General features: G+C 38.4%; 11 protein-coding genes, 5 tRNA genes and 1 pseudogene. 10 read left to right on the plus strand and 7 right to left on the minus strand.

What is annotated here, in order from left to right; all coding sequences use genetic code 11:
* Positions 1-143: 143 nt before the first annotated feature.
* The 5 genes and pseudogenes from carB to lolD all read left to right on the plus strand — a co-directional run bounded on the left by carB (position 144) and on the right by lolD (position 7,463).
* The gene (carB, locus tag ACTS4L_RS06355) at positions 144-3,362 is read left to right on the plus strand and encodes a carbamoyl-phosphate synthase (glutamine-hydrolyzing) large subunit (RefSeq protein WP_440616213.1); all 3,219 of its coding nucleotides are present in this window, start codon (positions 144-146) and stop codon (positions 3,360-3,362) included.
* Positions 3,359-4,984: pseudogene (gene abc-f / locus ACTS4L_RS06360) on the plus strand (ribosomal protection-like ABC-F family protein); the annotation flags it as partial. The gene carB and the pseudogene abc-f, both read left to right, overlap by 4 nt.
* Before the next feature lie 111 nt (positions 4,985-5,095).
* Positions 5,096-5,305 carry a hypothetical protein gene (locus ACTS4L_RS06365; protein ID WP_440616279.1) on the plus strand — a complete coding sequence of 70 codons (210 nt, stop codon included), beginning with the start codon at positions 5,096-5,098 and terminating at the stop codon, positions 5,303-5,305.
* A gap of 219 nt (positions 5,306-5,524) precedes the next feature.
* Positions 5,525-6,775, plus strand: coding sequence for a lipoprotein-releasing ABC transporter permease subunit (locus tag ACTS4L_RS06370; protein ID WP_440616280.1), 1,251 nt, complete (start codon positions 5,525-5,527; stop codon positions 6,773-6,775).
* Positions 6,768-7,463 (plus strand): lipoprotein-releasing ABC transporter ATP-binding protein LolD, encoded by a 696-nt coding sequence (gene lolD / locus ACTS4L_RS06375; protein WP_440616214.1) that lies wholly within the window; start codon positions 6,768-6,770, stop codon positions 7,461-7,463. Before ACTS4L_RS06370 ends, lolD begins: the two co-directional genes overlap by 8 nt.
* Positions 7,464-7,598: 135 nt before the next feature.
* Here the strand turns inward: lolD and ACTS4L_RS06380 are convergent, their stop codons facing one another.
* Entirely contained in the window at positions 7,599-8,087 is a 489-nt protein-coding gene (locus ACTS4L_RS06380) for a dihydrofolate reductase (protein ID WP_440616215.1), read from the minus strand.
* Between the two features lie 200 nt (positions 8,088-8,287).
* On the opposite strand from ACTS4L_RS06380, the gene ACTS4L_RS06385 reads away from it, so the two are divergent.
* The 5 genes from ACTS4L_RS06385 (at position 8,288) to ACTS4L_RS06405 (ending at position 8,901) form a co-directional block, all read left to right on the plus strand.
* A tRNA-Phe gene (locus tag ACTS4L_RS06385) sits at positions 8,288-8,363 on the plus strand.
* Between the two features lie 11 nt (positions 8,364-8,374).
* Positions 8,375-8,451: transfer RNA gene (locus ACTS4L_RS06390), tRNA-Pro, on the plus strand.
* A 29-nt stretch (positions 8,452-8,480) separates the two neighbouring features.
* Positions 8,481-8,557, plus strand: a tRNA-Arg gene (locus tag ACTS4L_RS06395).
* A 179-nt stretch (positions 8,558-8,736) separates the two neighbouring features.
* A tRNA-His gene (locus ACTS4L_RS06400) sits at positions 8,737-8,812 on the plus strand.
* A 6-nt stretch (positions 8,813-8,818) separates the two neighbouring features.
* A tRNA-Leu gene (locus ACTS4L_RS06405) sits at positions 8,819-8,901 on the plus strand.
* Positions 8,902-9,175: 274 nt separating this feature from the next.
* Here ACTS4L_RS06405 and ACTS4L_RS06410 read toward each other — a convergent pair.
* From ACTS4L_RS06410 to ACTS4L_RS06435, 6 genes are all read right to left on the minus strand, one after another.
* Complete coding sequence (locus ACTS4L_RS06410) at positions 9,176-9,586, minus strand: type II toxin-antitoxin system HicB family antitoxin (RefSeq protein ID WP_440616216.1); 411 nt, start codon at positions 9,584-9,586, stop codon at positions 9,176-9,178.
* A gap of 14 nt (positions 9,587-9,600) precedes the next feature.
* Complete coding sequence (locus ACTS4L_RS06415) at positions 9,601-9,780, minus strand: type II toxin-antitoxin system HicA family toxin (RefSeq protein WP_440616217.1); 180 nt, start codon at positions 9,778-9,780, stop codon at positions 9,601-9,603.
* Between the two features lie 654 nt (positions 9,781-10,434).
* Positions 10,435-11,154, minus strand: a complete 720-nt coding sequence (locus tag ACTS4L_RS06420) for a hypothetical protein (protein ID WP_440616218.1) — start codon at positions 11,152-11,154, stop codon at positions 10,435-10,437.
* A gap of 103 nt (positions 11,155-11,257) precedes the next feature.
* Positions 11,258-11,623, minus strand: coding sequence for a hypothetical protein (locus tag ACTS4L_RS06425; protein ID WP_440616219.1), 366 nt, complete (start codon positions 11,621-11,623; stop codon positions 11,258-11,260).
* 3 nt (positions 11,624-11,626) lie between these two features.
* Entirely contained in the window at positions 11,627-12,508 is an 882-nt protein-coding gene (locus tag ACTS4L_RS06430; RefSeq protein ID WP_440616220.1) for a hypothetical protein, read from the minus strand.
* Positions 12,509-12,650: 142 nt separating this feature from the next.
* Positions 12,651-13,439, minus strand: a complete 789-nt coding sequence (locus ACTS4L_RS06435) for a hypothetical protein (RefSeq protein ID WP_440616221.1) — start codon at positions 13,437-13,439, stop codon at positions 12,651-12,653.
* Between the last annotated feature and the right edge of the window lie 12 nt (positions 13,440-13,451).

The following is a 13,451-nucleotide window of genomic DNA, read 5'->3' on the forward strand; positions in this document are numbered from 1 at the left end:
ATACAGTAGATTCCTTTGCTAACAACTTCAAAGATAAATTTAGCAAAAGTCAACATATTTTAGATGGGACAGCCGTGAATCGCCAATTGCCTTTCACAAAAAATTCTTTAGAATAAGGTAACCTCGGACAACGTGAAATTTCAATGATTAATCATCGCGAGCAATTCAAACATATTCAAACAGTTTTACTATTAGGTTCTGGCGGCATCCGCATCTCACAAGCAGGTGAATTTGATTATTCCGGGTCGCAAGCTATCAAGGCATTAAAAGAAGAAGGCATCAAAGTCATCTTGGTTAACCCCAATATTGCGACGATTCAAACCGACCCTGGCATGGCAGATGAGGTTTATTTTGAACCATTAGATTTGGCGCATGTGACCAAAATTATTGAGAAAGAAAAACCTGATGCAATTATGCTAAGCTTCGGCGGGCAAACGGCATTAAATTTGGGTCTGAAACTCGAAGAAAAGGGTATTTTAGCATTGCATAATGTCAAAGTGCTAGGCAGTTCAGTGCAAACGATCAAAGAAGCAGAAGATCGTGGACTTTTTAAAGATAAATTAGATGAGATTAATGTTAAAACTGCCAAGAGTTTTGTGGCAACAACCTTAGAAGAATCTTTAGCTGCCGCAAAGGAAATTGGCTTTCCATTGATGATGCGTTCAGGCTTCTCATTAGGTGGCTTGGGTTCAGGGATTGTTACAACGGAAAGCGAGCTTAAGCATCGCGTTACCGAAGTTTTAAATGCTACTTCGCAAGTATTGATCGAAGAGTGTTTGCTGGGATGGAATGAGTTTGAATATGAGATTGTGCGCGATATGGCAGGCAATGTGCTGACCGTGTGCAATATGGAAAACTTTGATCCGATGGGGATTCATACCGGTGAAAGTATCGTAGTTTCACCTTCACAGTCCCTTAACAATGAAGAATATCATCGTTTGCGTAAAATTGCGATTGACGTTGCCAATCACTTTGAGATTATCGGTGAGTGTAATATTCAATATGCATTTAATCTTGAAACTTCAGATTATCGAGTGATTGAGATTAATCCACGTTTGTCACGTTCCTCGGCTCTAGCATCAAAAGCCACAGGTTATCCACTAGCGTTTATCGCAGCGAAATTGATTTTAGGTTATAACCTGCATGAATTACAAAATGCGGTAACCAAGAAAACGTGTGCGTATTTTGAACCAGCCCTTGATTATATCGTTGTTAAGATCCCACGCTGGGATACGCATAAGCTTAAAAAAGCTGAGCGCTTCATCGGTACTGAAATGAAATCTGTGGGCGAGGTGATGGCAATTGGTCGATCCTTCCCCGAAGGCTTGCAAAAGGCTGTAGGCATGCTCAATATTGGTGCGGCAGATTTATCGGATTATCCTTTTGATATTCCTGATCTTGAGCTTGAGATTGAACGCGCCACTGATCGGCGGATCTTTGCACTACATCGCTTTTTTGTACAAGGCGGTGATATTGAGAAAGCCTACCAGTTATCCAAGATTGATAAGTGGTTCTTGAACCATATGCATACCATTGCTGAGATGGAAAACCGCTTAAAGAATTTAAACAATCCATTAACCAAAGAGTTATTAAAAGAAGCCAAAAAACTTGGCTTTTCGGATAAATCGATTGCACGTTTCCGTGAGATGGATGTCCAAGCCTTGCGCGCTTGGCGTATCTCTCAAGGCATTGTGCCCTTTGTCAAACAAATTGACACGTTAGCCGGTGAGTTTGAAGCAGAGACCAATTATTTATATATGACCTATCATGGGATTGAACATGATGTCAAACCATCTGAAATCAAAGCAAGTCTAATTATTGGCTCAGGTCCTTATAGCATCGGTTCATCCGTTGAATTTGACTGGTGCGGTGTGACGACGGCGCATACTTTAAAGAAACTCGGTGAGTCACCGATTATTGTTAACTCAAACCCTGAAACGGTATCAACCGATTATGATGAGTCTGATCGTTTGTATTTTGAGCAGCTGACATTTGAACGCGTGCAGGACATTGCTGATTTTGAAAACTTAAAAGGCATTGTCGTCTCTGTTGGTGGGCAAATTGCCAATAACCTGGTGGTTCCATTGGCAAGAGCAGGTTATCCGATCTTAGGCACCTCCCCTCAGAATATTAACAAAGCAGAGAATCGTGCGATTTTCTCAACGATGCTCAATGATTTGGGTATTGACCAACCAGAGTGGCAATCGGTGACAACGCTTGAAAAAGCCAAAGAGTTCTCAGATAAGGTCGGTTATCCGATTTTGGTACGCCCATCGTACGTGTTATCGGGGGCGGCAATGAATGTGATCTACTCAGAAGATGCGCTAGAGCAATACTTGGCAGAAGCTACCTCTGTCTCACCTGAGCATCCTGTGGTTATTTCTGATTTTATCAATAATGCCAAAGAGCTTGAAATGGATGGTGTGGCTGAGAATGGTGAAATCGTGATTTATGCGATTTCGGAGCATGTTGAGAATGCCGGTGTTCACTCAGGTGATGCCACGATTGTACTGCCACCACAAAATCTATATTTAGAGACGATTCGTCGTGCTAAGCGCATTACTAAGAAGATTGTTAAAGCATTAAAGATTTCAGGACCTTTTAATATTCAATTTATCGCTAAAGATAATAACCTTAAGGTGATTGAGTGTAATCTACGTGCTTCAAGATCCTTCCCGTTCGTCTCAAAAGTCACAGGGCACAATTTTATTGAAATTGCATCTGAAATCATCATGGGTAAATACGAGAAAAAGCGTTATAACACATTGGATCTTGACTATGTCGGTGTTAAAACATCGCAATTTTCGTATAATCGCTTAAAGGGTGCTAACCCAGTTGCTCACGTTGAAATGTCATCCACAGGTGAAGTAGGATGCATTGGTTATGATTTATTAGATGCATTTTATAAGTCATGGCAGGCGACAGAGATGTTTGTTAAGCGCAAGAAAATACTTTTATCAATTGGTGGTGATAAGAAAGTGAAGTTGATGCCTGAGATCAAACGCTTGCATGAGCAAGGTTGGGAGATATACACCACAACGGGTACACATCAATACTTGAGTGACCTTGGTATTGAAACGACATTGACGCACAAAATCAGTGAGTCGGAAGCACCAAATGTGGAAACGGTGATTGCAGATCATTGTGTCGATTTGATTATCAATATTCCACGACGCCAGCAACATGTCAGTGATGATAATCTGTCTGATGGTTTTAAGATTCGTCGTCTTGCGATTGATCATCATATTCCATTGATTACTAATTTGCAGATTGCTGAGTTAACGTTGCGTTCATTGGCTGAATTGCATGATGCGCCAATTCACGTTAAATCGTGGCGAGAGTTTATGGAGACTCGTGCTTGATTACATTACAAAATATCTCATTACAGCGCGGCGTAAAGACATTATTTGATGATGTGAGCTTCGCAATTTATGATAAGCAAAAAATCGGTCTTGTTGGTGCCAATGGCGCTGGTAAAACCTCATTATTTATGCTCTTAGCACAAGCTCTGCAAGCAGATCAAGGTGAACTTGAGATTGCCAAGGGCACGCGTATTGTGACGGTTAAACAAGAAGTCGATGATTTAGAAGCCTCGGTTGTTCACTATGTCATGCAAGGCAATGCTGAGTTGCATCAATTAACGATGGCAATGGAGAAAGCATTAGCGGATGAAGCCTATGAAGAGCATGCACAATTTCATGCTGATTTTGAAGCATTAGGTGGCTATCAACTAGAATCCCAAGCCGCCCAACTGTTAGATGGTTTAGGCTTTGAGCCAAAGCAGTTGCATGAGCCGGTGAAATCGCTCTCAGGCGGTTGGCGTATTCGCTTGAACTTAGCTCAAGCTTTATTACAACAAGCTGAAATTCTGTTATTAGATGAGCCCACAAACCACTTAGATTTAGATGCGGTGATGTGGCTTGAGCGTTATTTACAGAATTACCAAGGTGCGATTGTCCTTATCTCACATGATCGAATTTTTCTGGATAATGTCGTTGAGCGTGTTTTATATATTGAAAATAAAGGCATTGATAGTTACACGGGGAACTATTCATCTTTTGAAAAGCAATATCATGAAAAACGCTTGTTACAACAAAAAACGCATGTCAAGCAACAGCAAAAAATTGCACATTTAGAGAGTTTTGTTAATCGCTTTAAAGCCAAAGCATCCAAAGCGAAACAAGCACAATCGCGCGTTAAAATGCTCGAGAAAATGCAGCGTATTGAAGCCGTGCATGATAAGCAAAGTTTTAGTTTTAGCTTTGCTGAGAATGCCAAAATGCCCACAGGTAGTTTGTTAACACTTGAAAATGGCGTATTGGGCTATGGCGATAAGATTATTCTAGGTGATCTTAACACGATGATTTTACCAGAGATGCGTATTGGTCTTTTGGGTAAAAATGGAGCCGGTAAATCAACCTTTGTTAAAGGTTTAGTTGGCGATTTGCCATTGTTACAAGGCGAAGCTAAAAAACATCCTAATCTAAAGATTGGTTACTTTGCCCAGCATTCGTTAGATGCCCTTGATTTTAATGCCTCTGCATTAACACATATGAAGCGTTTGGATACGAAAATTACTGAGGAGCAGGTACGCAAGTTTTTAGGTCGATTTAACTTTAGTAATGAAATGGCGTTATCGGCAGTCGGTGGTTTCTCAGGTGGTGAGAAGGCACGCTTGGCGCTTGCATTAATCGTGTATCAAACGCCTAACTTTTTACTTTTAGATGAGCCGACAAACCATTTAGATATTGAAGTGCGTGAAGCCTTGGCTTATGCACTACAGTCTTTTGATGGTGCTTTAGTGTTGATATCGCATGATCGTTATTTACTGGAGAGCACCGTTGATGAATATTGGTTAGTTGATCAAGGACGGGTATCTACTTTTGATGGTGATTTAACAGATTATTATCAATATGTGCTTGAGCAAAAGAAAAAAGATAAGCAGAAAGTGACTTCTGACGCTGTAGCTAATAAGGATTCAAAAATAGCAGAGATATCAGAGGCGCAAGAAAGGCAAGAAACGCAAGAAATACCAAAAAATAAAAAAGAATCACGCCAGCAACGTGCGCAATTACAAGCAAAACTAAAGCCGCTTATGGATAAAATTAAAAAAATCGAAAAGGAAATGGCAAAGTTGCAAGCGCAAAAAGAAGTGTTAGATCTTAAGCTTCAGGATGAAGCGATTTACCAGGATAAGGCGCAATTAAATGAGTTACTCAAAGCGCATCAGCAAGTACAAATTGAGCTTGAAGAAAAAGAGCTTGTTTGGCTTGAGTTAAATGAGCAGTTGGAAGTTTCAAATTAGATAATGGTTCGATTAGAGACACTTGTGAAATTAACTAAATTTGTAACGACTCAGCCGGTTGGATTTTGATAATCGTTCTATCTATTAGCGGTTATTCAACTTGCCAAAATCTTCACAAACTACTTTGTCATCAAGCACTGAAAATGATTTACGATGGGTATATGTCATCAAGCGCAACTATGTTATGATGCCGATGCGTTTAATTTGACGGATGTATATATGTATCGACCGTTGCCATTGTTTATTGGTTTGCGTTATTTGCGCGCGAAAAAGAAAAACCAGTTTATTTCAATTATTTCAGCGATTTCATTTGTTGGAATTGCGTTAGGTGTTGCTGTATTAATTACAGTGATGTCAGTGATGAATGGCTTTGATGAGCAAATCAAAGATCGTATATTGATGATGGTGCCACCGGTTAAGGTTTACCAAGCAGGCGGTAAGCTATATAACTGGGAGAGTTTAGCGCAAACACTGGAGCAAAAAGATAAGCGTATTGCAGGTGCTGCTCCAATTATCGAAGGGCAAGGGATGTTATCCGCTAATGCCACCAATGCCTTTGCTGCAATTCAAGGAATTGATCCAAAATATGAAGGATCAGTAGTGCCTATTGCTGAGCATATGCAACAAGGGAGTTTATCATCATTACAGTCGGGTAAGTTTAATATCATTCTGGGTAAGTATTTAGCAGACTCATTAGGTGTCAAAGTTGGTGATAAAATTACCCTTATTGTGCCACAAGCGAATCTAACACCTGCTGGCATGATTCCGCGCTTAAAGCAGTTTAAAGTCTCAGGCATTTTTAGTGTCAGTTATCAATATGATAGTTATTATGCATTGGTTAATATCAATGATGCCGCTAAATTATTTCAAATGGGCAATTCAGTTAGCGCGTTGCAGCTTGGTGTCAAAGACATTTATCAAGCACCTTTCTTAAAGGAGACGTTAAACACGAAAATATTACCAGATTTCTATATGGCGCGCGATTGGACAGATGAGAATAAGAGCTTCTTTCAAGCATTGCAGATGGAAAAAACGATGATGTTTTTTATTTTGATGCTGATTATTGCCGTGGCGATTTTTAATTTATTATCGTCTCTTGTGATGGTTGTTACTGATAAACGTTCAGATATTGCGATTATGCGTACCTTGGGTATGTCATCGCGGCAAATTATTATGACTTTTATTATCCAAGGATTAGCAATTGGCGTGATTGGTACGATTATTGGTATTCTCTTAGGCGTTGTATTATCGGTTAATGCAACAGAAATTGTGAATTGGATTCAGATAGTCTTTCACGTGCAATTTTTAAGTCCAAGTGTGTATCAAATTGATTTTATTCCATCAAAACTGATTGTGAGCGACTTAGTACATGTGGCGATTGCTTCACTTATTTTAAGTTTCTTAGCGACACTTTATCCAGCGTGGAGTGCTTCAAGGGTTCAACCAGCGGAGGCGTTGCGTTATGAATGATATTCAATTAAAGCAATGTGCTATCTCTTGTGAAGGTGTTGATAAAGTTTATAAAGAAGGCAAGCTTGAAACTGGTGTCTTGCACGGTATTGATTTGCAGGTTGAATATGGGCAAAAAGTTGCAATCTTAGGGCAATCTGGCTCTGGCAAAACCACGCTTTTGAATATGTTAGCTGGACTTGACTCACCTACCAAAGGTCAAGTCTACCTTGCGGAAAAGCGTATGGATGCATTGTCACCCAATAAACGTGCCTTGCTAAGAAATAGGCATTTAGGTTTTATTTATCAGTTCCATCATTTATTGCCTGAGTTTAGTGCGCAAGATAATGTTATGTTGCCATTGATGATGCGTAAAGATATCTCTAAAACTCAAGCACAAAGAGATGCCGTGCAAATGCTTGAAGCGGTGGGACTCGTGCATCGCATTAAACACAAGCCAAGTACACTATCTGGTGGTGAGCGCCAACGTGTTGCTATCGCGCGTGCTTTGGTGACTAAGCCTAGTTGTATTTTGGCTGATGAGCCAACTGGAAATCTTGATGCTGAGAACTCTGAGAAAGTATTGCAATTAATGCATCAATTGAGCAATGAATTTAAAACTGCATTTGTTGTTGTAACACACGATGAGCACTTTGCTAGCGAAATGGACAGGGTGTATCGACTTACGGATGGGCGTATAGAAGAGTAGTTTTTACTTCATGTAATGAATCAAGAATAAGTTGCGTCAGCTAGTACCTCTCCCCTTGCGGGATTGCTCGTGCAGCGGGTGAGGGGAGTAATTGAAGCTCAACTTATTTTTGAATTATTACATTAATGTTTAACCTCAAAGCCTTTCCCATACTTCAAAATCAAAATCACATTCATTGTTCTGATCCTTTTGATAACTGCGTTGTCCAATGCGTTTAAATTTTTCTTCTTGCCACGGTGGGAAAAAGGCATCAGCTTCTTTTAATGCATGTACTTTGGTAATGTATAGCCGATCGACAAAGGGTAAAAACACACTATAGATCTCAGCGCCACCGATGATAAAGATCTCATAGTGTGACTTGTCTTTAGCCAGGTTAAGAATATGCTCGATATCGTGAACGATGGCACATTTGTCTTGAGTGTAATCTTTTTGACGCGTTAAAATAATATTCTTGCGATTGGGTAGTGCCCGTCCAATCGAGTCAAAGGTTTTACGTCCCATGACGATATAATTATTTTCAGTCAGTTTTTTAAAATTTTTCAAATCATCAGATAGTTTCCAAGGTAAGCTATTTTTAATGCCAATGCCTTGTTTTTGATCATATGCAACGATAATTGATAACATAATAGATTTATCTCTTTAGTCATTAAAATGAATGAAAGGCATTGTAACGCAAAATTCAGCAAGATTGGGCATCAAATTGTATTTAATGCAAACAACTGAAACCTTTATTTGTCTAGTTTGTAGCCTTTCTCGCGGATGCGGTAAATTATTCAAAAAAGTGCTTGACCGGTTTAGGTAAATCCGCTTTAATATGCGGCATTGGCCAGATAGCTCAGTCGGTAGAGCAGAGGACTGAAAATCCTCGTGTCGGCAGTTCGATTCTGCCTCTGGCCACCATTAGAAATATTCGGAGCATAGCGCAGTTTGGTAGCGCATCTGGTTTGGGACCAGAGGGTCGGGGGTTCGAATCCCTCTGCTCCGACCATTTTACCGTCAATGGCGGATAGAGAAAATGCGCCCGTAGCTCATCTGGATAGAGCATCGGCCTTCTAAGCCGAGGGTAGCAGGTTCGAATCCTGCCGGGCGTACCATTAAAAAAAGTTTATGGTGGGCGTAGCTCAGTTGGGTGAGATCGTAAAAAAAACTGTGAAGCAGTTTTAGATCGAACGGGCGGAGCACGGACAGCGCAGCACCGGTTTTCTTAGTGAGGCAGGAGTCGAGCTTAGAAAAAGCAGCTCTAGCAACTTAGGCTGAAATATTACAATTTATGGTGGGCGTAGCTCAGTTGGTAGAGCCCCGGATTGTGATTCCGGTTGTCGTGGGTTCAAGTCCCATCGTTCACCCCAGTCTTTGCGGACGTGGCGAAATTGGTAGACGCACTGGATTTAGGTTCCAGCGGGCAACCGTGGGAGTTCGAGTCTCCCCGTCCGCACCAAATAATCATATTATAACGCCTTAATTCATAAGATATTTTTTTGTTGATACTATCTTGATAGTTATATTTCTTTTGGGATAAGCGCTTAATGGATTGAAATTTAGTCCTATATCTAGCATCCGAAAATCCACGCAGAAAGTGTTTCCTGCGCATATCAAACCTGCGTTGCTATAAGGGCTAGAAAGTACCTTTTAATTAATTGAGAGCCACTTGCTAACAATGTGTGAGTGAGTCGTTACAAGCTAGCTCATAACATTAAAGCTTCCTGTTAAGACTAAGCCACATTGATATCTAGATGCTTGCCAAGCGCCGCCAAAGCCTGTTCTATTGCTTCAATCTTAGAGCGATAACGTAGATTGAATAATCTATCTAGATTTGATGGTGCAACCCCTATTTTACTAGCGATGTCGGTTTTTTTAAGATTAGAAGCTAGCCATTCGTTATAAAGATATACTTTGGCAGCCAGACCAACTGGTAATGTAATGTAATCAACGCCAATATGCTGAGGTATTGGGATGGGTTTTTTATCTTCAATATAAAAGTCAAAGGCAGAGATAAGCGCGTCAACAGCCTGAGTTTGTAATTCGGATGGGTTTTCAATAGTTGTCACTGCCTCGGGTACATCAGGGAATGTAACTAAGTACTCGCCGTTGTTATCTTCTTGAATATTAACATTATATTTCATCAGGTCACCTCGTATTATTTCAAATCTAGGTCTTTCTTAATTTTCTCAACCAACCCTTTGCCGATTTCTTTTGCGCCATGGTCAGGGAAGATGGTCTGGCGTCCATTTAAATATAGTTTGAAATGGCTACCTTTTGCTTTTTTGAATGTCGCGCCATTGTCTTTTAACCATTTTCTAAACTCACTGTACTTCATTCAATGACGCTCTGTGCTCGCTATGTTTTTAGTTTATCAAAAATGATAAATCAGTCAAGATGGAGTTATCAAAAATGATAAAATATATGCTCAAACGTGACACTCAGGCTTTAAGGTACTCCCAGAGGCTTAAAAGCTTGCAGGTTGGACATGCGCAAGAAACATTTTCTCACTGCCTATAAAAATTGATTTCGTTTCGTTTTGTACACCTATGTAAATGGGAAAGGTATTCAAAAAGCGAAATATCTAAAGTAAAGCATGGCTGAATAAGCACTAAACTGGCGCCTGAATTAGATGTGTCCAATTTTGGGCGCAACTAACTGTATTGAATCATCTAGCACCTTAATTTAAGAGAGTAAAAGTAATGCCCCAGAGCGTAGCATTTAAGTGATAAAACGCTTAACTTTGGTCGGCTGAATTTTCAGCTCACCTAATATGGGCTTTAGTTGTGAGACTTACTTAACTTGACACCTACCGAGGTAGTCATGTGAAATTTAATGCAAGGGGGCACATTGCGATAAGTGTCCCCTGTAATGTCCTCTTGAGTGAATAATCTATTTTTAAATGCTTTTAAATCAAAGTTTTTAGCATGTTCTTTGAGCCTCCCCCGTCGCACCACATAATCATATTATAATGCCTCAAATTATTCGACATTTACTTGCTTATATTGTTTTTTGATATAGTGCACTCGACTTTATAAGTTCCGTATTGAAATTTAAACACTTTTATGCGAGTGTCTGATTTGGGAAAATAAACTATTTCCTCCCAGCAAGGTTTAGGTGGAGGAATTAAATCGCCTCGGTCAGTGTACTTGTTTTCTTTTAAAATAAATCTTTTGCCATATGTGCGAGCCCCGTATATAGCCAATTGCTTTTGCGCTAGCGTGGAAAAATATATAACATTATCTGTGGAACCTAATAGGCATTCATAAAACTTAAACCATTTATAGTGCCATGCATTATTTTCAAGTTTATGCGCACTCTTAATGGCGTTATTGTATTCATTTAAGCTTGTATTAAATTCTGTTATAGATGAGTTTAGCCTATTTAATAACAAAATAATATTTGGGTATTTTAAAGTCATAAGCTTTAACTCTACTATGCTAATGGGTGGAATTAATGTCTCAAATTGGATTACATTTTTAGTGGGGTCGAACCATTGGTGTTCATTATTTAGGTCATTCTTAAGTTCAATCAAATACTTTTTGAACTCAAAGACTCTGGTTAAGATAGTATTTATCATAGCGATATTAGTGCTAATTGAAACATGCTCAGAATTTTTCTGTTGCTTTTTATGAAGTATTATGTTGGCTATAAGTGCAGCAATACCACCAAAAAATGCACCAACAAGCGCACTAAAAAATTCAACCCACATAACGATGTCCTTATTGATTGTGTGAGAGATAAACAGTATTCGCAAGTATAGTAAAAAGCTTAGGTTATGAGTAATACTTAGTGTGTATTAGCTTTAAGTATTATCAATAATTACAGATGTCTTCGCTTTTAATGAGAATTGGTATTATTGGTCTGAGTGTATAAGGAGAAGGGGAAGTTGTTGGATTAAAGTGAGATATAAAATCATCGATTATTAAGACTAATTTATTTTTAGCTTTTGTCTTATCTTTATAGCAAGGGTAGTCATCGAGTGTTTCTCTAGGTATTACAATCTCGATAATTTTTGAATATGTACTTGGCAATCCATCATCCTTCACAGCCCAATCAATATAGCATTTATAATCACTGCCATGACCATTATATTGATGGCGATAATTAGCATGTTTAGGTAAACAAGCGTGATTTTTAATATAATCAATTAGCTCTTGTCCAATACTTTCTGAATTCATAATTTATTCCTCTTGTCTTTGAGCTGGTAATGTAAATTTTGGCACACTATAAATATTAATCCTATCGTTCAAAAGCTTGATTAATTCTCTGATTTTGTGCTTATTAACTATAAGCACTTGCATGATTGGTGAAGCGTGTTGCAGCTCGGGGTTTATAATAATTTTTATATTTTGACTCCGGTTTACTACCCTATGGATAGCCCAATCATATTTTTCAATCACTGGATTGATATTGCCTCCACTGTTAGTCTCATAGTCAATAACCCAGATATCTGCATTAGTTGCTATTATAGGGATTACTATTGAAGGGTATGGTTTATCATCATCTTCAATAGATTGGATTGGTGAGAAATTTTCCATGGTCTGGCATATCTGTTGCTGTGCTTTATAAAAATTATTTCTGGAGTCTGCTGAATCAAAGCATTTATTCGACTTCATTTGATGGAAGTTGCCATTAATTGTATATGGTGCTGACTGACCATCTTTAATATTAAAGTTAAGAACTCTATAGTTGATATCTCTGCCTGAAGCTAGCCTATGTTTTTTAGTAACTAGCGGACATACAACATCACTGGAATAGCCCTCAGTAGTATCATTGTCTTTATCACAAATGCTTTTAGGCGCTTTGACAAGGATTAAATTTGTTCCTTCTTGAGCTCCTTTGCATTCAATTATATAATTTTTATCATAAAAAGCAGCAATGATATCAACTTCAATGTTATCCCTGCCAATGAGCTCCCCCATTCTAATTTCTGATTGTTCTTGTGTATTGATTAATTTATCAATTGATTGACACACCTCGAATTCGAGTAGATAGCCATTTTTGATGGCAATATCTTGAATGATATCAATAGAGTTTTGAGTATTATCGCTATCGTTTGACATGTCCTATCCTTATGCATGAGCTATGAATATTAACTAACTTTTCAGTTCAGATATGAGTATAGTAAAACTGTTAGTCAGTTCCAGTGTGGGCTTGGGTGCAAATGGCATGGTACTATTGCACTGCTAAGTGATATCTTTAAAGTCATTTGTCATTTTGACTATTTGTTAAAAAGCTCAAACTTTGAGGGTCTCTATTGCAAGGGAAATAGTTCTTAGTATTTTTAACGGTATAGGTTATGGATGCATCTTTATTTATTGAGATTCCTTTAATAAATATTTCTTTCAATGAAAAACCCTGCATGAACTGTTGTTTAGTAATATATATGTCATGTATTACACCTTTTTCAGAGGTTTCCCCTATGAGTGGTATGATTTGGATATGCAGATTATTATTTTTGAAACCTGAATAGCGAACTCTCCATTGCTGTACAGTAATTGTATTTTCTATTATGGAGAAAAAATGATTACCTGAATTACTAGGTTTTTCCCATCGCCATCCTTTTTTACTACCTTTAACAGCTACAAATGGTTCTTCTGTCATAAATTTGCCTTCTGTATTAGCAATAACTCCAAGAATCCCAGCATAAAAGCTAGGGCTTGTAAACACTAAAGATGTCATATTACCATCATCATATATGTAGGTGTCACTCCAATCTGATGGATTAGAGGAGCCAAAACCATTTCTCAAGTTTTGAGTATTTATTTTTCTTTGTTGCATAATTATATATCTAGAAGAGATAAACATACTATCACCTATATTCGAGACTAAAGTATCTTTAGTTGGCGGAGGAGAAAAGGATACACCTTCTTTTAAACATTTAATATTTTTAGTAAGTGCTTTAGGATTTGGGTTTTTGTATGTGTATTTATCAGTAAAAATAGCACATGAGCAAAGAATCAAGGATAAAATGCAAATCAATATGCTCTTCATTATGTATACTCC

This window comes from Cysteiniphilum sp. 19S12-1, from assembly GCF_052030685.1.
Classification (GTDB): domain Bacteria; phylum Pseudomonadota; class Gammaproteobacteria; order Francisellales; family Francisellaceae; genus Caedibacter.

Bases quoted from the DNA above. Each gene is read 5' to 3' on its own strand.
- carB (WP_440616213.1), top strand. From the start codon at position 144: ATGATTAATCATCGCGAGCAATTCAAACATATTCAAACAGTTTTACTA.
- ACTS4L_RS06365 (WP_440616279.1), top strand. From the start codon at position 5,096: ATGGATAAAATTAAAAAAATCGAAAAGGAAATGGCAAAGTTGCAAGCG.
- ACTS4L_RS06370 (WP_440616280.1), top strand. From the start codon at position 5,525: ATGTATCGACCGTTGCCATTGTTTATTGGTTTGCGTTATTTGCGCGCG.
- lolD (WP_440616214.1), top strand. From the start codon at position 6,768: ATGAATGATATTCAATTAAAGCAATGTGCTATCTCTTGTGAAGGTGTT.
- ACTS4L_RS06380 (WP_440616215.1), bottom strand. From the start codon at position 8,087: ATGTTATCAATTATCGTTGCATATGATCAAAAACAAGGCATTGGCATT.
- ACTS4L_RS06410 (WP_440616216.1), bottom strand. From the start codon at position 9,586: ATGAAATATAATGTTAATATTCAAGAAGATAACAACGGCGAGTACTTA.
- ACTS4L_RS06415 (WP_440616217.1), bottom strand. From the start codon at position 9,780: ATGAAGTACAGTGAGTTTAGAAAATGGTTAAAAGACAATGGCGCGACA.
- ACTS4L_RS06420 (WP_440616218.1), bottom strand. From the start codon at position 11,154: ATGTGGGTTGAATTTTTTAGTGCGCTTGTTGGTGCATTTTTTGGTGGT.
- ACTS4L_RS06425 (WP_440616219.1), bottom strand. From the start codon at position 11,623: ATGAATTCAGAAAGTATTGGACAAGAGCTAATTGATTATATTAAAAAT.
- ACTS4L_RS06430 (WP_440616220.1), bottom strand. From the start codon at position 12,508: ATGTCAAACGATAGCGATAATACTCAAAACTCTATTGATATCATTCAA.
- ACTS4L_RS06435 (WP_440616221.1), bottom strand. From the start codon at position 13,439: ATGAAGAGCATATTGATTTGCATTTTATCCTTGATTCTTTGCTCATGT.